We start from the raw sequence: 18,763 nt of genomic DNA, 5'->3' as shown, positions 1-18,763 counted from the left end.
GAGGGGTGGTCAGGGGCGAATCAGGGCGCGTCGACCTGCAGCAGGCGGAACGCGTTGGCGTCGAGGACGTCGCCGCCGACCCGCCAGTGCGCGAACCAGCCGACCTCACCGGTGGGGCGCTGGTTCGGGCCCTTGACCAGCGGCTCGAACTGCACGGTCATACCGATCCGGTCCACGATCAGGTACTTCTGGAAGTCGCCGACCAGCAGCAGGTTCGCACCGGCGGCCACCGCGTCGGCCATCTCCGACGACTCGTAGGTGGGGCGGCCGAGCAGCAGCGACGGGGTGCCCATGCCCAGGTCGGCCCAGAACGCGTGCTGGGGGCCGGAGCCGGTCGCGAACTGGCGGGTCAGCAGGTACGTCATGTCCGAGGCGACCCAGGACGCGTTGGCGCGGTGGCGCGGCGGCAGGGCGCCCCGCAGGGCGTAGACGTCGCCGACGGCGTAGGCGCCGGCGGCGGCCGTGGACACCACCGAGGCGGGGGTGGCGGCGACCGCGGTGACCACGCCGCGCGGGCGCCCGGTCCCGGAGCCGACCGCGAACACGCGGGCCTCTTCGTCGTCTTTGGCCTCGGCCAAGAGCATGCCGACCTGCGAGGCGATCGTGGTGTCCTGGACGACCTCGAACGTGGCCTCGAGGTACGACCCGGCCTTGTGGACGGGGATCTCCGGGCGGCCCAGGGTCGGGTTGTGCTCGCCGACCTCCTGGGATTCGGCCAGCCACTCCGTGGTCACCCCGGCCGAGGTGATGCCGCGCCAGGTGTCGGTCGTGATGGACACCTGCCGGGCGATCTGCCGGAACGGGTTGGTCGTCCCAGCGCTGGTCATGATGATGGTCGGGTCCAGGTGGAACGGCACCAGGAACCCGCCCGCGCTGTCGGTGCCGATGTTGATGGCGCGCTGGTGCTCGGCGGCCAGGCGCATCGCCTCGGCCGCCCGCCCCTGCAACTGCCACGGCTGCACACCGGACAGCACCTGCTCGAACGCGTCCTCGTAGTCCGGCGACCCGGTGAGCAGCATGTGCCGGGCGATGCGGCCGTGCCGGTCGGAGCGCTCCACCAGGCGGGTGGCGCGCTCCCGGTGCTCATCGGCCACGTAGGCCGGCGCCTGCTCGATCGCGTCCAGCGCCCGCGCCCGCACGTCGGCCAGCGCCACCGTACCGGAGCGGACCTGGTCGAGGTCGTCATAGGGCGTGCGGTCGGTACGCACGTGCACGTCGATGCCGCCGGCCTCGGTGGCGCGCTCCCCGCCCGCGGTCAGCGAGGCGCGCATGCGCTCCACGGTCGCGGCGCGCTTGGCCAGCGGCACCCGCTCCTCTTCCAGGGCGGCGTGCTCGGTCTCCAGCTCATCGAACCGGGCAGCCTGGGTCTCGTCCAGGTCGGTCTCGGCCAGCTCCAGCAGCTCCGCGCGGATCGCGTCCAGCCGCTGGTCGATCTCCTGCAAGCGGTTCACAGGAGGACTCCCATCTTCAGTAGGCGTGCCCGCGCACGCGCGCGGGTCAGGGACGGACCCGAGTGGCTCTCCGCCGGCTCGTCCGGGACGGCCCCCTCCTGGGGGGTGTCGGTGTCGCCTCCGGCCCCCGCGGGGGTGGTGGGCGTGGTCAGTGCGCGCACCAGATCGGCGCGCTCCTCCTCGGTCAGGTGGCCGATGCTGTCGACCAGGGCGCGGACGCCGACGATCTCAGCGGCCGCGTAGGCGGGGGTGGGGGTGGGCCCGTACTCGCGCATCGCGATCTCGGTCCGGACCACGGTCGGCAGCTCGCCGCCGGCGCGGGCGCGGGGCACCCGGGCCGGGGAGGACTGCAGGAACCGGCCGGAGAACGACTGCCCGGTGATGCTGCCCTCGCGGATCGCCTCCAGGACCTCCTCGGCCAACGGCGTCTTGTGGTAGCGGGCGCGGGTGAACACCCCGCGGGCGTCGGCGCGGACCTCCAACGACGTGGCGATGGGCACCGACCCGCGCTCCGACGGGGTGCCACCCAAGGTCATGCCGTGGTGGTAGAACACGCCGAACCCGGCGGGCCCGCGCTCGCGGATCGTCTTGTCGAACGCGGTCCGCGAGATGGTCTCCAGGTAGTGGCCATCGCGGTCGCGGATCTCGGTCGGGGTGTCGAACACCGCGGCGTAGGCCTCGACGGTGCGCCCGTCGGTGGAGGCGACCTTCATGTCCTCCAGCGGGAACGACCTGGTGAACATCATGGTCCGTCCTCCTGCTCCTCGTCGCCGCCGTCGGCCGGCGGTTCGCCCTCGGCGGTGCCGTCCTCGGCGCCGCGGGGGTTGGGGGGTTGGAGCTGCACGCTGTACAACCCCGAGTGCTGCAGCTCGCGGAAGTTCTCGCTCGTCACGGCGCGGATCGCGGTCTCCGGGGTGTAGCCCGCGTCGACCAGGGTGCGGATCGTCTGCGCCTGGGCGGACTGGATCGCGCTGGAGTCCTTGCGGTCCTCCCGCAGGAACGCGATGTCGCGGTCGTCGTACCAGAGCTCGTGACCGTCGGGGACGTCGATGATCGTGGCCAGCGCCTGCGCGGCCGCCCGCCACAGCGGACGGATCGTGCCGTCCGCGAATCTCCGGCGCGCCTGGCTGTAGTTGCTGTAGGTCGCGGCGTGCAGGCCCTCGCTGAACCCCGCGATCACCGGGGGGACACCGGCGGCCGCGGCGATGCGGGTCTCCCCGGCGCCCTGTGTGGCCGCGAAGCTGAGCTGCTGCAGGTTCGCGCCGATGTTGTGGATCTGCGCGCCGCCGCCCATGATCATGGTCCGGTAGGCGTTGGACACCCCGGCGTAGGACTCATCGAACTTGGCCTTGAACTTCTGGAACATCTCGGGGCTGACCGAGGAGTCCAGGGTGATGGCGATGCCGCCACTGGCCCCGTTCTCGAAGAACTTGCCCTTGTGGATCGTGGCGGCCTGGTCGGCGGCCAGCTCGCGGGCGATCGGCGTCAACCAGCTCATGCCGCGGTGGGAGAACACCGGGTCGGGGATCGGCGCGAAGTGCGCCACCTCCTCCGGCATGAGGAAGTGTTCGTCACCCGCTGAACTCGGCCCGCGCGGGTGGTAGATGTAGCCGAGCAGCTCGCCATCGAGGGCATCTCCGGCCAGCTCCGGCTCCAGCTCCGACCCGGTGACGATCGTGACCCAGTCCGGACGAAGCCGCCGCAGCCGGTCGCCGCGGTTCACGACGAAGGCGTTGCCGACCATGTCGACGTCCTGGATCATCCGCGCCAGCATCCCGGCGGTCGCCTCACCCGGCCACGGGGCGTCCAGCAGCCGCAGCCCGGGGCCGTCGACCAGGTCCCCGGGTCGGCCGCCGCGGCGCTGCCGGAACGCGAACCGGGCCTCAGTGAAGACCATCAGCCGCGCGAGGTTGCACGCGAAGATGATGCCGTTGCGGCGGTAGGCGCCTTCGACGGCTGCCTGAAACGTGCCGGGCGCCGCCTCTTCCCGGCCGTTGATCGGCCCGGCCATCGGCGCCACCCACCCGGACGGGGGGTCGATCACCCCGCCCGACCAGTCCTGCAGCAGGCCGCGCAGGGCCCGCTGGAACAGCGTCGCCATCAGCCGCCACCTCCTGCCGGTTTATCGACGTCGACCAGCACCGCCACGGACCCGCCGGTGAGCACCCCGCCGGCGATGAGCGCCCACCCGGGGCCGAACTCGATGCCCACCCCGACCGCCACGGCGAGCAGCGCGAGCGCGTAGGCCACGCCGACCTGCACCACCCGGCGGGCGCGCGGTCTCACAGGAACTCCAGCCACGGCTCGACCTCCTCCACGAACGGGTCGTCCTCGATCGAGCGGCCGCGCGCCTCGTAGGCGAGGATCGCCGCGACGAAGGCGTCGATCCAGTGCCCGTCCTTCTTCTTCACGACCCGCATGTAGTACTCCGGCAGCCCGGTGCCCTCGTCGTCGCGCGGCGGCTTCTTTTTGCCCTTGGCCAGCACCGCGTTGGACACGTGCCGGGCCAGGGTCTCGTCGCCGTTGTGCGTCAGCGGGTCCTCGTCGTCGGCCACCGCGGTGAGGACCCGTTCGATCGCGGCGTCCATGCGCCGCTCGGTGGTGGTGGGAAACTCCACGATCCGGTCCCCGAAGTCGCGCTCCCACGCATCCAGGTAGTCCTGCCACCGGTAGGGGTCGGCGAACAGGTAGCCGACCTGGTAGCCGGCCATCGCGTCGCGGACGGCCTGGTCGACCTCGCGGCGCGGAACCCTCCACTCCGGGGTGCCGTCCCACTCCCAGGTGTGCAGCGGGAACAGGCGGCCGTCGGAGATGCGGCAGGCCACCAGCGAGGTGGCGTCGCGCGACCGAGAACCGTCGAACCCCAGCGCGATCTTCTCGCCCGGCTCCAGCAGCGCGCCGAGGCGGGCAAGCGCCGCCCACCGCTCCGCGCGTATCGCGTCCGTGGTGCCGGACTCGGTGGAGTTGAGGTAGTAGCGGCGGGCCTCGTTCTCGCCCGTCGCCGGGTCGTTGATCTCGGCGATGATGCGGCCCTCGCGCACCCAGCCGCCGCGCGAGGCCATCGAGTCGCCGTAGATGTAGCGGATCTCGTCCTTGACCGCGGCCTCGTCCTCCAGGTCCACGCGGGTGCGGGGCCGGCGGTAGTCGACCAGGACGCCCGGCACCGCGGAGGAGGCGGTGCGCTGCGCCACGGAGTGCTCGCCGGGGTCCCAGGCGTTGGTGATCTCGACCCACCGGCCGCCCATGCCGGACAGGTTGCGCTTCATGTTCTTGGCGAGCAGCACCCCGCCGTTGGACTCGATCATCAGGTGCGACTCGGTGAACGTCGCGAACGTCAGCCGGGCGCCGAGCCGGGCCCGGCCGGAGGAGGTCGCGGGCTCGATCCACCCGATCCCGGGCAGCTTCACCCGCGTCTCACCAACGTCCAGGCCCGGGGTGTCGGCCAGGGGGCCGTCGCGCAGCATCGTCACCAGCGGGTTGAACGTGTTCGCCGTCTGATCCTCCGCGGTGGCCACGCACTGAATCCACGGTGAGGGATGCGACCGCCCGACGGGCTCCCCTGCGGCGTCCCACCCTGCGAACTCGGTCGGGCCCAGGGCGTGCGCGCAGATCTGCGCGGCCGCCAACGGGTCCTTGCCCCACTTCTGCGGGCGCACCAGCAACCCGCCGTAGTGGACGAACGCCTCCGACCCCATGTCCTCCACCGCGTGGGGGTGGAGCCGGTAGTAGCGGAGGACCCACTGCCACATCTCGTCGGTGAGCAGGTAGGGCTCGCCCATCTTCGGGCCGTCGGGGACGATCAGGTTCTCCTCGATCCAGTCCCCGACGACGTAGCCGAGGGTGGGGTACTCGCCGCGCTCCTGCGGGCCACGCCACGGCACCGGATCACCCCCGCTCGGTGGTGTACAGCTCGCGCACGGCGCGCTTCTGCTCACCGCTCAAGCGGACACCGCAGGTTTCCAGCCAGTCGATGATCTGGTCGGCCAGCATCACTCCACCGCCTTCACCCGGCGCTCGCGGGGCGCGATCGGCACCACCTCGGCGGCCTCCTCCTCGGCCTCGGCGAGCTTCCACCGCAGCCGCTGCAGCGCCGCCGGGTTCAGCCCCAGCCGGTCTTCGAGCTGGCGGACCTCGCCGAGCACCGCGGCCGACGCCTCGTCCGACAGCGCCGCCACGGTCAGCAGCGCCAACCGGGCCACCACGTGCTCGAACCCGCCGGACTCCCACGCCGCGGCCTGCGGCTTGGCCCACAGCGCGTCCCAGACCACCGCCACCGCCTCGTCCGGGGTACCCGGCAGCGGCCAGTCCGGGGCGTCGCCCTGGCGGCCGTCACGGGGCAGCTCGACCATCGACGGGCCGGCGTTGCGGCGCCGCCGCGACGCCGCGTCCTTGGGCAGCGGCCCGGAGTTCACCCGCGCACCACCGCGCATCGCCACCACCTCCAAAAGACATAACGGAACGTGACCAAACCGGGGGTCGGGGGGTGACCCTGAGTGCCTTTGAACCCGTACAGAAATCGAGCCGGGTCGGGAGCGGGTCAATCAGGGCCCCTGGAGTTTCTCGACGGGGAGGCGCCCCCCTACCCACCGGATATGGCTTTGACCTGCGAAAACATCTTTATGTGCGCTGGTTCGGCGGTATCCAGTGCGGATTCGCTGCTCGCGCTGAGTTACACGGCGAACATGACGGAACGTAATTGTCGAGAGTGTTCGTTCCACCGAGCGACCTCGGCACCAGGTGGTCGGCAGTGGTGGCAGGGGCACCGCACCAGTGGCAGGGCGGGTCGCCGGCCAGCACGATGGCGCGCACGCGTCGGTGGTCGGCGCCGAGTCCGCGCGCGGCCGACGATCCTCGGAGCTGGTCGCGGGCACGCTGCTGCACACCGGTGCAGGCAGGGCAGCGGGTGGTGCGGGTGAGGGTGCCGCAGTCCAGGCACGGGCGTCGGGGCACGGGTCACCTCACACGGTGGGCACGCGCGGTGCGCGCTGGCTGGTCGGCCTGGTGTGGCCAGTACCTGGTGGGGTGGGGGCGGGGTGCGTACCCTCACCCTCATCCCCTGGAGATCGGAGCCCCCATGCGTTACCTGCTGCCCGCCGTGTTCGGCCTGGCCCTGCTGTCCGGTTGTGGCGCGGGCTACGACGAGGACGCCCATCGTGCTGATGTGGCCGAGGTGCTGGGGGTGGAGGAGGTAGAGGACTCCCGCTGGGAGACGGTGCGGGACCTGGCCGAGGAGCACTGCGCGTCGTCGGAGGAGGAGCTGGCGTTGGCGACGGGGGTGGCGCTGGACAACGCGGACGCCGATGAGCACATCGCGCTGCGGCGGGTGAACGTGGAGCACGTGTGCCCGGAGCGGGAGGGCGAGCAGGAGGCGGTGCTGGAGGAGTTGGGGTACGCGGGGTAGGCCCCTGGCCGGCCCGGTCCATCGCCATTGGAGGGGCGGGCCGCGCCAGGGGTGTCCGGGGTGGGGGGCGGAAGCTTCCCGGCGCCGGGAAGCTTCATGGGGTGGTGGGGGCCGGCCGAGGTTCCCGGCCGCGGCCGGCCCCCTGCATCACCACTCACGCTCCCCCGGAAGGGGGTCTATGGGCCCGTAGTGGGCGTTAGTCGCTGTCGCGTTCAGGCGTGCGACGGATGTGGAGGACGTTCCGGCGGGGGGCGGTGAACTCGGGGTTGTCCTCGCTGGAGAAGAACACGTAGTCGTCCTGGTCGGTGAGGTGGAAGTACTTGGCGGTGACGTGTTCCTCGCGACCGTTGTCGAAGAGGACGGTGAAGAGGGGCATGGCTTCTCCGGGCGTGGGGGTGAGGTGCTCGGCGGCGCGGGGTCTCGGCGCCACCAAGCACGTTCGAGGGGCGCCGACCATATGCACCCCGGGGTCAATATGATCCTGAGCTGCGGAAACTCCAGGCACGACGAAGGCCCGGGAGCGAAGCTCAACCGGGCCTTGGGCACGCCGAATGGGCGCAGATCGGGTATGCAGCTAGATCGTAGCACCCGCTTCCCGCTGCTTCCAATGCACGCGGCGACCCGCCTCGGCAGCGTAAACGTCGACCAGCCGCACCCGGATCGGGTCCTCACCGACGGCGGTCAGCCACCCGCGGCGCATCCAGGAGTAGACGGTGGTCGTGGCGACGCGGGCGGCGGCCGCGGCCTCGGGGACGGTGACGACGATGCCGGAGAGGTCGGGCCAGCGGTGGCGGGGCCATCCGGCGCCGCATGCGGGGTTGGTGCAGGAGATCAGGTCGGTGGCGGTGCGCAGCAGGAGCGAGGGGGCGTCGCAGGACGGGCAGCGGCCGGGGACGCGCTCGACGGCTTCGGCCTCGCCGGTGGCGCGGCCGGCGGTCCGCGCCAGCCGGGTGGCCTCGCGGGCGACGTGCGCCAGTAGCACCTCGTCGCGCGCGGCGACGAGCGGCAGGAGTCGGAGCAGCGCCGCGCACCGGTCGGCGGGGGGTGCGGGCCGCACGTCCGGCGCGACGGCGTCACGGACGGCCGCCTCCAGCTCGCCGAGGTCGGTGTCGAGCGCGCCGAGGAGGTCGAGGAGGCCGACGTCGAGCGGCGCGGGGGACGCGCCGAGGGGGGTCCGGCCGAGGGTGGCCATGACCTTGATGCCCCACCGGTCGGCGCGGATCGCCGCGGCCCGGTCGGCGGCCTGCTCCGGGGAGAGGCGGGGCACGTGCCGGGGGAGCCGGTCTCCGGCGTGCAGGGCGGCGCGGAGCGCGGCCAGGCGGCGGTCGAGCTGGCGCAGGCTGGAGTCGGCGCGGCCGGCGGTGCGGACGAGGTCGGTCATCGGGTCCCCCGGGGTTGTGCGGTGGTGGTGGCCGGGGTGTCCGGGCGGGCGGACACCCCGGGCGGGCGGTCGAGGTCAGTTCACGGCGGTGGCGGCCCAGCCACCGGAGGGCCGACGCCGAGGTTTGGCCGGGACGCGGCGTAGGTCTTGCCGTTGACGCCCTGCACTTCGCCTACTGACACATCTGGGGCAGTAGCGAGATCCCTTCGGACGGTCTCGCGGCTGTTGCCGGTCACCGGCGCAGGTGATTCATCTGGAGCACGTGGGAGATCGCGGCTCACCGTCGGCTGGCTGAGGCCGGTCGCTGCGGCGATGGCCCGGGAGCTGAGCCCCAGGTTTGTACGTCCCCCGAAGGGACTTACAAAGTCGCTCAGTTCGGCGCCCGCCGTCGGGGCGGTCACTTCTTCCCCATGCGGGCCAGGGCGTTGGCGTGGTGCTCGCGGGCGAGGGCGGCCGCTTGGTCGTGCTCACCGCGGGCGATGAGCTCCAGGATGGCCAGGGTCTCCCGGGTCGCTTCGGCGCGGCCGCGGGTGTAGGCCAGCTCTTCGCGGAGCGCGGCGGTCGCGCGGTCGCGGCGGCGGGCCGCCGCGGGGTCGGAGAACAGGCTCCAGGTGAGGCCGATCAGGGCGGTCAGGATGACGATGGTGGTGGCGGCCTGGAGCAGGTCGGCGACGGCCTGGGCGGTCATCGGGTCCTCCGGGTGGTGGTGAGGCGGTCGTTGATGAGGACCATGACCTCGCCGGCGTGCCGCTGGCAGATCTGGATGGTCTTGGGGTCGGGGTCGAGGGCTTCGCCAGTGCAGCGGTCGCCGAGCCGGTCGGTCATGCGGCAGGTGGCGCGCGGCGGGGTTCCGGCGGGGCGGGCGGTGATGGTCATGCGGTCTCCTCGGTCTGTTTCATCTGGAACGCCCCGCCCGCCGGCCGAGGCGGGCGGGGCTGGGTGTCAGGTCGTGGGGCCGTCGAAGGTGTCGACGGGGACGACCGGGTCGATGTAGGCCGGGTCGGCGGCCGCCCGCGGGCAGAACGGGCAGTCGCACTCGTGAGCCATGAACTGCTCGTCCTCTTCCATGACCGCCCGGGCGGCCTTGTCGTAGGTCAGCGACCCGCCCCACGACCCGTCGGCCTTCTCGCGGGTGACGAACTCCCGGACCTTGCGGGTCATCGCCTCGATCGGCGCCAGGCGGAAGTTGACGATGTCGGGGTGGTACTTGAGGTAGCCGCGGACGGAAACGTCGGAGTAGTCATCGGCGAGGAAGTGGAACTTCGCGTACAGGCTGTCGCGGTGGCTGTCGAAGCTCATGAGGTCTCCTTGGTGGTGGTGAGCTGGTCGATGAGGTCGAGGGCGGCGGCGCGGACGTCGTCGTCCAGGCGGGCGGAGCGGAGCACCTTGCGGGCGGCGGCGGGGGTGCGGGTGGTGGTGAGGGCGGCGAGGGCGGAGCCGGCGGCGCGTCGGGTGAGGCCGCGCCCGGAGGCGTCGGCCACCTCGGCGGCCGCGGCCGCCAGCTCGCGGTTCGACGCGGTCATCGCCGGGGGCTCTTGGCCGGGGCGTTCGCGACGCCGGTCTCGTCGGCGCAGGGCGGGCAGAGGCCGAAGGCGAAGACGACGGGCCCGAAGCACACGGAGCCGGTGGTGATGTCCTCGGTGGTGCGGCGGCAGCGGTCGCAGGTGTTGTCCTCGGTGGCGTCGAGGAACGCGACGGCGGCGCAGGGGGCGCAGTAGAGGTGTCCCGGGCGCCAGGCGGCGGCGTACATGACGGTGGGCGAGGTGGTGCGGGCGATGTGGGCGCATTCGCGGGCGTGGCCGGTGAGGTAGGCGTCGCGGAGCTGGGCGCACTGGGCTTCGATCCAGGGCAGGCCGGAGGAGTCGAGGACGGGGGTGGAGCGTTCGCGGGCGGCGGTGGTGATGACGGAGGCGGCGTCGCGGATGGCGGCGGCGAGCTGGTCGGCGGTGTGCGTCGGGTGGGTCATGGTTCACCTCGGCGGGTAGTAGCTGCGGTTCGGGGAGATGTCACCTGGAGCGTTGACCTGCGGTGTTGCCGAATTGGCGGGTAGTGGCGGGTAGTGGCGGGTAGTTTTCGCCGGTTCCCGCCGCCTATACGTGAAAAGAGGGCGCTCAATTCCGGATTGCGGAACACATGGGGGTTGTTTCGTAGCGCGTTCGGCTGGAAGAGCGATTTAGTACCCGCCACTACCCGCCAACCCCTAACGGAGGTGCTTTGAGCTGGGCAAACACGGGCGGGTACTAGATCGGGCGGAGTCCGCCTACTACCCGCCGACTCGCTCGACGGAAGAGCCGCGAACGTCGGCCTGTACTGGGGAATCGACCCCCGGCGGGTACTAGCGGGGACCACTACCCGCCACTCCCCGCCGGAGGGCTCACGCGCGGTCATGCGCGCCGCCCTCGCCACCGTCGACCGCAGCCTCACGACGCTCGACGCGGTCGACGTGGAACCGCCAGACCTTCTTCTTCTTGTCGTAGATCCCGCGGATGACGTACTCGCCGAAGAAGCGCCCCATCTTCGACTTGAGCATGGCGCCAAGCCCCTTGGACGTGAGCCTTCCGCCGTCAGCGCGAGTGAGGAAGGCGCCGTCCCACGGGTCGTGGAAGCCGCTGCTGGTCGGCTGCAACTCGGAGGTCTTCAGCAGCTCGCTCGCGCGCTTGGGGGTGTCGTTGAACTCGTCGTGCCAGGCCGCCAGGAACGCCGACCAGATGGCGCCCTCCTCGTCGTGCCCGGCCAACGCGTCGGTGTTCGTCATGAAGCCGGGGATCTCGTGGTACTGGGTGAACCCGGCCATGGCGCGCGCCCAGCGGCGGAAGTTCCGCATGGTCCGGTCGGCGGCGGGGGCGCCGGCGACAACCCAGGCGCGTGCGAGGACGAGCAGGTGGTAGAGGAGTTCGACCTGGTTGGCCTCGTCCTCCAGCCACGTGTTCAGGTCGGGGATGCGGAACCCGGACCGCTTGTCGGGGTCGGGGACCTTGGGGTCCAGGGACACCAGGACGGTGCGCGAGGGGATGTCGCCGCCGAAGCTGATGTTGTTTCCGGTGACGAGCCACAGCCGGTCGTTGAGCGCGTCGACCTGGCGGGACGACCCGAGTTCGCGGTCGTTCCAGGTGGCGCCGGTCAGCAGCTTGGCGAGCGTCGGTTGGTCGACCTGGTCGCGCTCGCCGACGTTGTCCAGGACCACCACGGGTTCGCTGGTGCCCTGGAGGGTCGCCGTGATCGCCTTGCGCAGCTCGCCGTCGTCGCTGACCCATGACCGCGAGGTCGCCCCGTAGAGGTGCCCGACGATGTCGGTGAGCAGGGTCTTGCCGGACCCGGGGGCGCGGGCGTCGATGGCGCCGAGGGGGGACAGCCCCTTGATGAACGGGCGCAGCATGGGCGTCATGAGCAGGCCGACGAAGTTGGCGCAGGACGCGCCGTCGGCCCACGGCATGTCGCCGAGCACGTAGTTGAGGAGGAACCGGCGTGCCTTGTCGACGTCGACCACGTCGGGGACGTCGGGCACCCGCGGGACGTTGCGGATCGGCGCGTAGTAGAGGCGGGTGGCCTCGTCGTAGCCGGGGTCCTGGAGGATCGTGCCGTCCGGCCGGAACACGGGGGCGTGGACGACGTTCAGCAGGGGCCGCACCTTGGGCCAGTGGGTCTCGGAAAGCACGGCCTTGGCGGTGCTGACGGCCGGGCTGACTGGGACCGTGCCGATCTGCTCCTCCCCTGTCTTGCGGTCCTTCTTGCGCACGATCTTGTGGGTGTCGGTGTGCCGGGCGAGGAGCCGCCGCAGCCCGTCGGCGGTGATCTCGGCGACGCGCAGCGGCACGGCGTGCGGCTGGTCGGCGAGGACGTCGCCGGAGACCTCGGAGATCGTGACGAGACGGCCGTTGCGGACGTAGGTCTGCGGGATGGCGTCGGCGTTGATCGCGTCGGTGATGTTGAGGATGGCGTGGGGTTCCAGCGTGACGTCGATGCTGACGGGCGGCATGATCCCGGCGTCGGCGACGATGTCTGCGGGCGCGATGTCGGTCAACGCTGCCCCCGCCGGAGTCCCTGGCTGATGACGCCGTTGTCGGGGGTCGCGCCGGCCTCGCGCTCGGGGATGCCGCGCTGGAGGGCGGCTTCGAAGAGGGCGGCGTGAGCCTGGTGCGCGGTCACTTCGCCGCGGGCGACGAGCTCACCGGCGCGGCACGACGCCCAGTACAGGGCGGAGTTGGACTGTCCCGGAGGTGCTTCCATGACGGTGCGCACGAGGCCGACCATGCGGGTGTGGCCGCGGGGCGTGATCGTCCGGTCGAAGGAGCGGCGTCGGGGTGCCTCCGGCGGGCGGATGATGTCGAGGAGGCCGGGGTGGAGTTCGTCGCACGGCGCGGACGCCCAGTCGTACCGCCACCGGTAGCGGCGGCCGGTCTTGGGGTGGACGCTGGGGGCGAGGACGACGTATCCGCCGTCGCCCTTGACGTCGACTCCGGTCCCGGCGCCGCCGGAGCGCGAGGTGATGTAGCCGCCGGGGTGCTTGTAGAACATGTGGATGCCGCCCTCGCGCCCGGTGAACTGGGCGCGGGTCTCGCGGAGGAGGCCGCGCTCCATGAGGTCGCGCATGGTGGGCAGCCCGGCGGGCGGGTCGAAGTCGATGCACACGAGACCGGACACGACGCCCATGCGGCCGGCGAGGAGCCCGTCGGGGTAGCGGTCCAGCATCTCCAAGACGCGGTCGAGGTCGGTGGTCGCCGCGTGGAACCCGTGGCAGGCCAGGCACGGGCACTCGTCCATCTCCTCGGGGGTGTCGTGGTGCCCCTTCTGGCTGCACTCGTCGCAGTTGGCGACCGGCGACTTGGTGGGGCTCAGCACGAAGATCGGCATCTTGCAGACCTGGGTGTAGATCTCGGCGGCTTCCTCGCGGGTGGTGTCGGCGGTGATCACGCGGCACCGCCGGCGGTGCGGACCCGGTTCTCGGTGTCGATGGCGTGCTGGACGGCGCGGTGGAGGGCGTTGGGTTCGCCGCCGCCGGTGTGCAGGACGACTTCGGGGGCGTCGGCGAGCCAGGTGCCGAGGGGGTCGAGGGCGCCGGGTTCGATGTCGTGGAGGACGCCGTGGACGTGGATGTCGATGGGGCAGCCGGCGGGGATGTCGCCGGTGGTGGCCCAGGCGTGTTGGGCGTCGGCGCGGGTGAGGGTGGTGCGGGTGGTGCGGATGTCGATGCGGCCGCGGAGCCGGATCGTGGTCATGGTTTCCCCCCGGTGGTCGTGGTGGTCGGCGGTGCGGGGGCCGGACTCGTTCCTCCAGCACTGGAGGAACGGGTCCGGCCGACCGGGTCAGCCGGGGGGCTCGTCGTCGCCGAGGGCGGGGCCGCGGCGGGCCCGCCGCAGGGCTTCCTCTTCGGTCAACCCGTCCGTGGAGAAGAGGTCGTCGTAGGCGTTGCCGCCGGTGGGGGTGCCGTCTTCGCCGAGGGTGGGGACGGACCGGAGTTTGTCGCCCCACACCTTCCGCATCGCGTGCCCGAACGCGGGCAGCGAGTTGTCCACGAACTCCTTGCCCCACGGGCTGTTCACGAGCAGGTGCGGAACCCGGTCCTTGGAGATCAGCCAGTCCCCGGCGTGCGCCCACCGGCGTCCGCCGGCGTCGGGCTTGGCCCCAGGGTCGTCCTCGATGAGGTTCAGCCCAAGGTCGACGTAGTCGAGGAGACGGTCCCAGCCGATGCGCCCGTCGCCACGGGCTTCGTCGGCCTCGCGCTGGTCCCTGATGGCGTAGTCGTGCATGTGGCGGGCCCAGGCGTGGGCCTTGTGCAGGGGCCAGCCGAGGGCGTCGGCGGCGTCGGAGAGGAGCAGGTAGTCCTCGTCCTCGGTGACGTAGACGATGGGCACTTCACCGAACCCGGCCAGGTCGACCGCGAGGTGCTCGGCCATCGGGGCGAAGGGGGTGACGGCGCTGACCCGTTCGAGGGCGGCAACCACGCGGGCGGCCTGCTCCTCGGGCCCGTCGTCGCACAGCAGGCCGTCGTGCTTGGCGACGAGCGCGTTGGCGAACGGGGTGTGGAGGGAGGGCTTCATGATGCTGTTGCTCATCGGGTCACCGCCGGGGTGTAGTGGCGGGAGACCTCGGCCCACGCCGTGTCGAACAGGTCGATGTCGCGGCGCGTGTAGACCTTCACGCCGATGTGGATGCCCTCGACAAGCCGCGGAATCTCCTGCGGCTCTGTGCCGTATCGCGCCCGGTAGAGGGCGGCGACGGCCTTGCCGAGCTTCACCCGCGCGGACCGGAGGTCGGCGCCCTTAAGGCCCTTCTCCGCGAGGTACTCGTGGCAGGTGATGGTGATGTCGGCGGGGTCGAGCTGGGGTTCCTCACCGGTCATGCGGGCCAAGAGGGTGCGGGAGACGCCTTCGAGGTAGGAGTCGTTGACGAGGCCGTACTTCTTGGCGACGCCGAGGGCTTCGAGCTGGGTGGCGGTGCGCGCGGCGAGGGCGTCGAGCTTCTGCTCGGGGGTGGCGGCCTCCTCGACGTCGAGGAGGTAGGTGCGGACCTGGCGGGCGACGTCGTTGCCGTCCATCAGCATCGCGAGGTTCAGCACGGTGCGGCGGCGGAAGACGGCGACCCGCCGGGCCTTGGGGCTGAGGTTGAGGGTGTCGCTCGTGACACCCTCAAGCTTCGCCCTGGTCACGGCCTCGTAGCCGTTCTCCTCCAGCTCGGCGCGGTTGCGCTTGACGATCTGGTCGATCGCTTCCTCGGTGACGTCGAAGTAGTCGGCGACGTGCGCGGTGAAGGCGTAGCCGGTGTCGCCGGCCATGGCGAGCGTCTTGACCTTGTCGAGGACGTCGGTGCGGTCGGCGTACTGGGTGCGCAGGGTCCGCGACTCGGTGAGCGCGAGTTCAGCGACGGCGGTCATCGGGCCACCTCCGGGGTGGTGGGGCCTAGGCCCATGCGGCCGAACAGGTCGATGCCGAAGATCTGGTCCAGCTCGCGGCTGACCTCGTCCATGACCTCGGCGAGGTCGGCGTCGAGGGTGTTCACGAACACGGTGATGCGGGTGTCGTAGCCGTCGCCGTCGGCGCTGGGCCAGCGGGAGAGGCCCACGTTGCCGTTCCTCCACCCGAGCAAGCCGGTGGTGTACTCGATGCGGGCGGGGATGCGGCGGATGGTGCCGAGGTCGGCGACGTACCGGGTGTCCCCGAGGGAGTTGGTCTCCTCGTACCAGGTGAAGGCGTCGCGGACGGTGGTGTCGGTGGTGGCCGGTGCGGCGGCCGTGTTCTGGGACATGAAGGGGTCCCCCTGGAATCAGGTATGCGCGAGGGACCGACGTCGGGGCATGGGCGTCGGCGGGGTCGGCTCAGGAGGCCGAGACGGTGCGCGGCGGAGCGGAAGCGCTCTACGCGGAGGCGCGGTCGGCGGCGCGCTGCTGCTCGATGTAAGCGCGCACTTCGCTGCGGTAGGCAACGACGCGGCGCCCGAGCCGGAAGAGGAACGGGGCGCGCCCCTGGTGGCGGAGCCAGCGCAGGCTGTCCTCGGAGGTGCGCATCATCTCGGCGACCTCGGGGAGTAGGAGGAGCCGGTCATCGTCGTGACCAGCGGCATCGGGGGATTCCGGCGAGTGCGGTTTGGTGTCTCCGCTAGCCTGGAGAGGCATGCTCGTGCTCCGATCAGTTACTTGGCAGTGCTGGTATCGAGCGGTGTGCATCGGGTCAGCGGGGAAGGTGAGAGCTCCCTGCTGGCCCTTTTTCGTGGGCAAACCAGTGCGTCACGGTGAGAGCGCGACCACACCTTCAACTAGCTGCACATTACCACCGCTTGTTCCAAGTGGTTGCCCCGAAGCGCACAGGATGTGCAAGTTCGTATGATCCTACAGCCCCAGCGTGGGTGACTATGTTTGCACAGCATTGACAAGCATTGGCAGTCGTTGGACACTGGTGCTTGACGCCAGCCGACAGACATTGAGCACAGGAGGAGACATGGCGAATCAAGCGCCGAATGTGGCAGCGCTCGTCGCGCAACGACGCGATGCCATCAAGGCAAGCCAGGCAGATTTGGCCTGGTGTGCCCGCGTAAGCAGGAATACGATTTCGAATCTAGAGCGAAGCACATATGGAGCCGTCCATAGCGCCACGCTCCAGAACGTGGCTGCATCGCTGGGTGCCAACCCATCGGGTTTCGTCACGCTGGCCAGCTACGATCATTGGACCGACGACGAACTTGCGCTTCGGCAGCGTGAAGTGTGGCTTATTCCGGCGGATATTGTTCGGGCTATTTTTTCGGTGTTTCGTTCCATGCAAAACGAAAACCCGAAGGGCGCCCGAAAAATCGCCGATATCTGGCGTTCGTACGTCACGTCACTTGCTGCACATCAAAGCAACTCATTGGGATTCGAGCTCGAAGAAGACTATAAAGGTCCCCTCAGGCAACTTATTGGTGGGTTGGCTCCGAATCTAGATATCCTCGAGGAAGACGACCTGCTCAGGGATTGGTTCCGAGATCAAGGATGGGACCCCGCTGACGAGTGGCCCAACCCTCTTGTAGAGCACCCTGTGATCTTCGGCAAAAGGGCCAGGCTGCCCGCTGTGGCGGGGGCTGTTAACGAGACCGGCCATCTAGTGGACACGATCAAGCGCCTTGAGGGTCAGCAGAAGGATCTAGCTGAACGGATCGAATCGTTGAGTTCCGATGGGCGTGCGGCGCAAGCCTTCAGGCGGTTGCCGATCAGTATCCAACAGGTGTTGGCGCGTGGTGACGTAGCCGACTACGCCAAGTTCTCTCCCCAGGAGCCGCACGGGATCCAGCACGTCCTTATGACCGTCCAAGAGCGAGGCTCGAAACCCGGGAGCGTCGATTCCTACAAGGCTGTCATCAAAGCACATATGGCCACCTACATTGGTTACTATATTGTCTACCAACTCGATGGCAAGCCGATTGACAGCGACGAGCTCGGTAAGATCGTGAAAAACGCCTATCAGATGTTTTCTCCGAACGACGTCTTCTCGGCGGAAGAAACGGACGACTACGACCCATTTGATGGAGAGGAGGACGCATGAGCCGTCCTAGTACCGGGCAGGTGGTGAAGCGCTGCGCCTGCCGGCACCCCGACACCGGCAAGCAGCTCGGCAAGGACTGCCCGCTGCTCAAGAAGCGCGACCACGGCGCCTGGTGGGGCCGCTACACCGCCCCCACCGGCCCCGACGGCAAGCGCCGCCGCCCCTGGATCGGCCCCTACACCACCAAGACCGAGGCCCTGCGCGGGATCGCCAAGGCCGTCAACGAGGTCGGCGAGATCGGGTTCGTCCCCGACCGCGCGCTCACCGTCGCCGCGTACCTGCGCGAGTGGGTGAAGGGCAAGAAGGGCCTCAAGCAGTCCACCCTGGAGTCCTACACCGAAGCCATCGAGCTGTACTACATCCCCGCCCTGGGCCACCTGAAGCTGGTCGACCTGCGCGACCACCACCTGACGGCCCTGTACGCGGCCATGAAGCAGATCAACCGGCCGACCGAGGACCAGGCCCCCTCCGAGATGCTGCGGCGCCTCCTCGCCGCGCGTGCGCTCGCGCCGAAGCGGAAGCTGGCCGAGGGGGAGAAGCCGGGGCTGAAGCGCAAGCGGCCGCTGTCGCCGGCGCGCATCCGCCGCATCCACGCGGTGGCGTCCTCCGCGCTGAACGCCGCGGTGAAGAAGAAGCTGATCACGGTGAGCCCGGCCGCGTTCGTGGAGCTGGACCGGGTCAAGAAGTCGCGGCCCCTGGTGTGGACGGCCGAACGCGTCGCCCGATGGGAGCAGACCGGGAAGAAGCCGGCGAGCGTCATGGTGTGGGCGCCGGCGCAGGCCGGTGCGTTCCTCGACTACGCCGAGTCCACCGGCGAGCGGCTGTACCCCCTGTTCCACCTCGTGACGACCCGGGGCCTGCGCCGCGGCGAGGTGTGCTCGGCCGCGTGGGCCGACACCGACCTGGACGGCGCGAAGACCATGAGCGTGCTGGCCGGGCCGGAGGAGGACGACGAGGGGCCGAAGTCGGAGAAGTCGGTGCGCACGTTCGCCCTGGACGCCGAGAACATCAGGCTGCTGAAGAAGTGGCGGGCGACGCAGAACGCCGAGCGGCTGCTGGCGGGCGACGCCTGGGTGGACTCGGGGCTGGTGTTCACCCGGGCGGAGGGGTCGCCGCTGCGGGACGAGTACCTGAGCCAGCGGTTCGCCACGCTGGTGAAGGCGGCCGGCCTTCCGCCGATCCGCTTCCATGACCTCCGGCACTGTGCGGCGACGTTCGCGCTGTCGGCCGGGGTGGACATGAAGGTGGTTTCGGAGACGCTGGGCCACAGCCGGTACAGCTTCACGGCCGACACCTACACTTCGGTGATCCCCGAAGTCGCGGCGGCGGCCGCCGAGGCGACCGCCGCCATCATCCCGAGGTCGGCGCGGGGGAGCGCAGTGTGACTCGCCCCCGACCGTTTGGACTCACATTGGCCTCACACAGCCACCTACGACCAACGACGAAGGTCCGCCGCTGTGCGACGGACCCTGGTCTACCTGCGGAGGATGCGAGATTTGAACTCGCGAGGGGCGTAAACCCC

The 18,763-nt window shown here is 70.5% G+C and carries 24 protein-coding genes; 3 read left to right on the top strand and 21 right to left on the bottom strand.

Features of this window, described 5'->3' with window-relative positions; genetic code table 11:
• Nucleotides 1–20 precede the first annotated feature (20 nt).
• From NT8_RS11455 to NT8_RS31460, 7 genes are all read right to left on the bottom strand, one after another.
• Nucleotides 21–1,451, bottom strand: a complete 1,431-nt coding sequence (locus tag NT8_RS11455; RefSeq protein ID WP_067967516.1) for a phage major capsid protein — start codon at nt 1,449–1,451, stop codon at nt 21–23.
• Nucleotides 1,448–2,197: an HK97 family phage prohead protease gene (locus NT8_RS11450; RefSeq protein WP_067967513.1), complete on the bottom strand. Its 750-nt coding sequence runs from the start codon at nt 2,195–2,197 to the stop codon at nt 1,448–1,450. Before NT8_RS11450 ends, NT8_RS11455 begins: the two co-directional genes overlap by 4 nt.
• On the bottom strand, nt 2,194–3,552 hold the full coding sequence (locus NT8_RS11445) for a phage portal protein (protein ID WP_067967510.1): 1,359 nt from the start codon (nt 3,550–3,552) through the stop codon (nt 2,194–2,196). The genes NT8_RS11450 and NT8_RS11445 overlap by 4 nt, the downstream gene beginning before the upstream one ends.
• Nucleotides 3,552–3,737, bottom strand: coding sequence for a hypothetical protein (locus NT8_RS11440; protein WP_067967508.1), 186 nt, complete (start codon nt 3,735–3,737; stop codon nt 3,552–3,554). Before NT8_RS11440 ends, NT8_RS11445 begins: the two co-directional genes overlap by 1 nt.
• Nucleotides 3,734–5,332: a hypothetical protein gene (locus NT8_RS11435; protein WP_067967505.1), complete on the bottom strand. Its 1,599-nt coding sequence runs from the start codon at nt 5,330–5,332 to the stop codon at nt 3,734–3,736. The genes NT8_RS11440 and NT8_RS11435 overlap by 4 nt, the downstream gene beginning before the upstream one ends.
• A 108-nt stretch (nt 5,333–5,440) precedes the next feature.
• Complete coding sequence (locus NT8_RS11430; protein ID WP_067967502.1) at nt 5,441–5,881, bottom strand: phage terminase small subunit; 441 nt, start codon at nt 5,879–5,881, stop codon at nt 5,441–5,443.
• 187 nt (nt 5,882–6,068) lie between these two features.
• A complete protein-coding gene (locus tag NT8_RS31460) occupies nt 6,069–6,248 on the bottom strand; it encodes an HNH endonuclease (protein ID WP_369406295.1) in 180 nt (59 codons plus the stop codon).
• A gap of 277 nt (nt 6,249–6,525) precedes the next feature.
• On the opposite strand from NT8_RS31460, the gene NT8_RS30275 reads away from it, so the two are divergent.
• Nucleotides 6,526–6,852, top strand: coding sequence for a hypothetical protein (locus NT8_RS30275; RefSeq protein ID WP_067967499.1), 327 nt, complete (start codon nt 6,526–6,528; stop codon nt 6,850–6,852).
• A 196-nt stretch (nt 6,853–7,048) separates the two neighbouring features.
• On the opposite strand, the gene NT8_RS11420 is transcribed toward NT8_RS30275, so the two are convergent.
• The 14 genes from NT8_RS11420 to NT8_RS11355 all read right to left on the bottom strand — a co-directional run bounded on the left by NT8_RS11420 (nt 7,049) and on the right by NT8_RS11355 (nt 15,842).
• Nucleotides 7,049–7,282 carry a hypothetical protein gene (locus NT8_RS11420; protein ID WP_157515693.1) on the bottom strand — a complete coding sequence of 78 codons (234 nt, stop codon included), beginning with the start codon at nt 7,280–7,282 and terminating at the stop codon, nt 7,049–7,051.
• A gap of 144 nt (nt 7,283–7,426) precedes the next feature.
• Entirely contained in the window at nt 7,427–8,233 is an 807-nt protein-coding gene (locus NT8_RS11415; protein WP_067967495.1) for a hypothetical protein, read from the bottom strand.
• A 397-nt stretch (nt 8,234–8,630) separates the two neighbouring features.
• Entirely contained in the window at nt 8,631–8,921 is a 291-nt protein-coding gene (locus NT8_RS11410) for a hypothetical protein (protein ID WP_067967493.1), read from the bottom strand.
• The gene (locus NT8_RS11405) at nt 8,918–9,109 is read right to left on the bottom strand and encodes a hypothetical protein (RefSeq protein ID WP_067967490.1); all 192 of its coding nucleotides are present in this window, start codon (nt 9,107–9,109) and stop codon (nt 8,918–8,920) included. The genes NT8_RS11410 and NT8_RS11405 overlap by 4 nt, the downstream gene beginning before the upstream one ends.
• Nucleotides 9,110–9,175: 66 nt before the next feature.
• Nucleotides 9,176–9,532: a hypothetical protein gene (locus tag NT8_RS11400; RefSeq protein ID WP_067967488.1), complete on the bottom strand. Its 357-nt coding sequence runs from the start codon at nt 9,530–9,532 to the stop codon at nt 9,176–9,178.
• The gene (locus NT8_RS30320; protein ID WP_067967484.1) at nt 9,529–9,756 is read right to left on the bottom strand and encodes a hypothetical protein; all 228 of its coding nucleotides are present in this window, start codon (nt 9,754–9,756) and stop codon (nt 9,529–9,531) included. Before NT8_RS30320 ends, NT8_RS11400 begins: the two co-directional genes overlap by 4 nt.
• Nucleotides 9,753–10,199, bottom strand: a complete 447-nt coding sequence (locus NT8_RS11390) for a hypothetical protein (RefSeq protein ID WP_067967482.1) — start codon at nt 10,197–10,199, stop codon at nt 9,753–9,755. The genes NT8_RS30320 and NT8_RS11390 overlap by 4 nt, the downstream gene beginning before the upstream one ends.
• Nucleotides 10,200–10,607: 408 nt before the next feature.
• Nucleotides 10,608–12,254, bottom strand: coding sequence for a hypothetical protein (locus NT8_RS11385; RefSeq protein WP_067967481.1), 1,647 nt, complete (start codon nt 12,252–12,254; stop codon nt 10,608–10,610).
• Nucleotides 12,251–13,144, bottom strand: coding sequence for a bifunctional DNA primase/polymerase (locus NT8_RS11380; RefSeq protein WP_067967473.1), 894 nt, complete (start codon nt 13,142–13,144; stop codon nt 12,251–12,253). The genes NT8_RS11385 and NT8_RS11380 overlap by 4 nt, the downstream gene beginning before the upstream one ends.
• Nucleotides 13,141–13,449 carry a hypothetical protein gene (locus tag NT8_RS11375; RefSeq protein ID WP_067967466.1) on the bottom strand — a complete coding sequence of 103 codons (309 nt, stop codon included), beginning with the start codon at nt 13,447–13,449 and terminating at the stop codon, nt 13,141–13,143. Before NT8_RS11375 ends, NT8_RS11380 begins: the two co-directional genes overlap by 4 nt.
• An 87-nt stretch (nt 13,450–13,536) precedes the next feature.
• Entirely contained in the window at nt 13,537–14,286 is a 750-nt protein-coding gene (locus NT8_RS11370; RefSeq protein ID WP_067967462.1) for a hypothetical protein, read from the bottom strand.
• Entirely contained in the window at nt 14,283–15,104 is an 822-nt protein-coding gene (locus NT8_RS11365) for a hypothetical protein (RefSeq protein WP_067967459.1), read from the bottom strand. The genes NT8_RS11370 and NT8_RS11365 overlap by 4 nt, the downstream gene beginning before the upstream one ends.
• Nucleotides 15,101–15,475, bottom strand: coding sequence for a hypothetical protein (locus tag NT8_RS11360; RefSeq protein ID WP_067967456.1), 375 nt, complete (start codon nt 15,473–15,475; stop codon nt 15,101–15,103). The genes NT8_RS11365 and NT8_RS11360 overlap by 4 nt, the downstream gene beginning before the upstream one ends.
• Before the next feature lie 109 nt (nt 15,476–15,584).
• Nucleotides 15,585–15,842 (bottom strand): helix-turn-helix transcriptional regulator, encoded by a 258-nt coding sequence (locus NT8_RS11355; RefSeq protein ID WP_067967453.1) that lies wholly within the window; start codon nt 15,840–15,842, stop codon nt 15,585–15,587.
• A 322-nt stretch (nt 15,843–16,164) separates the two neighbouring features.
• Between NT8_RS11355 and NT8_RS29300 the strand changes: the two genes are divergently transcribed.
• Together NT8_RS29300 and NT8_RS11345 are read left to right on the top strand one after the other, a co-directional pair.
• On the top strand, nt 16,165–17,241 hold the full coding sequence (locus tag NT8_RS29300; RefSeq protein WP_157515689.1) for a helix-turn-helix domain-containing protein: 1,077 nt from the start codon (nt 16,165–16,167) through the stop codon (nt 17,239–17,241).
• Nucleotides 17,238–18,626 carry a tyrosine-type recombinase/integrase gene (locus tag NT8_RS11345; RefSeq protein WP_084468837.1) on the top strand — a complete coding sequence of 463 codons (1,389 nt, stop codon included), beginning with the start codon at nt 17,238–17,240 and terminating at the stop codon, nt 18,624–18,626. Before NT8_RS29300 ends, NT8_RS11345 begins: the two co-directional genes overlap by 4 nt.
• The last annotated feature ends 137 nt before the right edge of the window (nt 18,627–18,763 follow it).

It is taken from the genome of Nocardiopsis trehalosi NBRC 14201 (assembly GCF_001552555.1).
In the GTDB taxonomy this organism is placed as follows: Bacteria; Actinomycetota; Actinomycetes; order Streptosporangiales; family Streptosporangiaceae; genus Nocardiopsis_B; species Nocardiopsis_B trehalosi.
This window is presented reverse-complemented; position numbering and strand designations above follow the sequence as displayed.

Excerpts from the sequence above, each read along its gene's own strand:
- NT8_RS11450 (WP_067967513.1), bottom strand. The coding sequence starts at position 2,197 with ATGATGTTCACCAGGTCGTTCCCGCTGGAGGACATGAAGGTCGCCTCC.
- NT8_RS11445 (WP_067967510.1), bottom strand. The coding sequence starts at position 3,552 with ATGGCGACGCTGTTCCAGCGGGCCCTGCGCGGCCTGCTGCAGGACTGG.
- NT8_RS11430 (WP_067967502.1), bottom strand. The coding sequence starts at position 5,881 with ATGCGCGGTGGTGCGCGGGTGAACTCCGGGCCGCTGCCCAAGGACGCG.
- NT8_RS30275 (WP_067967499.1), top strand. The coding sequence starts at position 6,526 with ATGCGTTACCTGCTGCCCGCCGTGTTCGGCCTGGCCCTGCTGTCCGGT.
- NT8_RS11415 (WP_067967495.1), bottom strand. The coding sequence starts at position 8,233 with ATGACCGACCTCGTCCGCACCGCCGGCCGCGCCGACTCCAGCCTGCGC.
- NT8_RS11410 (WP_067967493.1), bottom strand. The coding sequence starts at position 8,921 with ATGACCGCCCAGGCCGTCGCCGACCTGCTCCAGGCCGCCACCACCATC.
- NT8_RS11405 (WP_067967490.1), bottom strand. The coding sequence starts at position 9,109 with ATGACCATCACCGCCCGCCCCGCCGGAACCCCGCCGCGCGCCACCTGC.
- NT8_RS11400 (WP_067967488.1), bottom strand. The coding sequence starts at position 9,532 with ATGAGCTTCGACAGCCACCGCGACAGCCTGTACGCGAAGTTCCACTTC.
- NT8_RS30320 (WP_067967484.1), bottom strand. The coding sequence starts at position 9,756 with ATGACCGCGTCGAACCGCGAGCTGGCGGCCGCGGCCGCCGAGGTGGCC.
- NT8_RS11390 (WP_067967482.1), bottom strand. The coding sequence starts at position 10,199 with ATGACCCACCCGACGCACACCGCCGACCAGCTCGCCGCCGCCATCCGC.
- NT8_RS11375 (WP_067967466.1), bottom strand. The coding sequence starts at position 13,449 with ATGACCACGATCCGGCTCCGCGGCCGCATCGACATCCGCACCACCCGC.
- NT8_RS11370 (WP_067967462.1), bottom strand. The coding sequence starts at position 14,286 with ATGAGCAACAGCATCATGAAGCCCTCCCTCCACACCCCGTTCGCCAAC.
- NT8_RS11365 (WP_067967459.1), bottom strand. The coding sequence starts at position 15,104 with ATGACCGCCGTCGCTGAACTCGCGCTCACCGAGTCGCGGACCCTGCGC.
- NT8_RS11360 (WP_067967456.1), bottom strand. The coding sequence starts at position 15,475 with ATGTCCCAGAACACGGCCGCCGCACCGGCCACCACCGACACCACCGTC.
- NT8_RS11355 (WP_067967453.1), bottom strand. The coding sequence starts at position 15,842 with ATGCCTCTCCAGGCTAGCGGAGACACCAAACCGCACTCGCCGGAATCC.
- NT8_RS29300 (WP_157515689.1), top strand. The coding sequence starts at position 16,165 with ATGGCGAATCAAGCGCCGAATGTGGCAGCGCTCGTCGCGCAACGACGC.
- NT8_RS11345 (WP_084468837.1), top strand. The coding sequence starts at position 17,238 with ATGAGCCGTCCTAGTACCGGGCAGGTGGTGAAGCGCTGCGCCTGCCGG.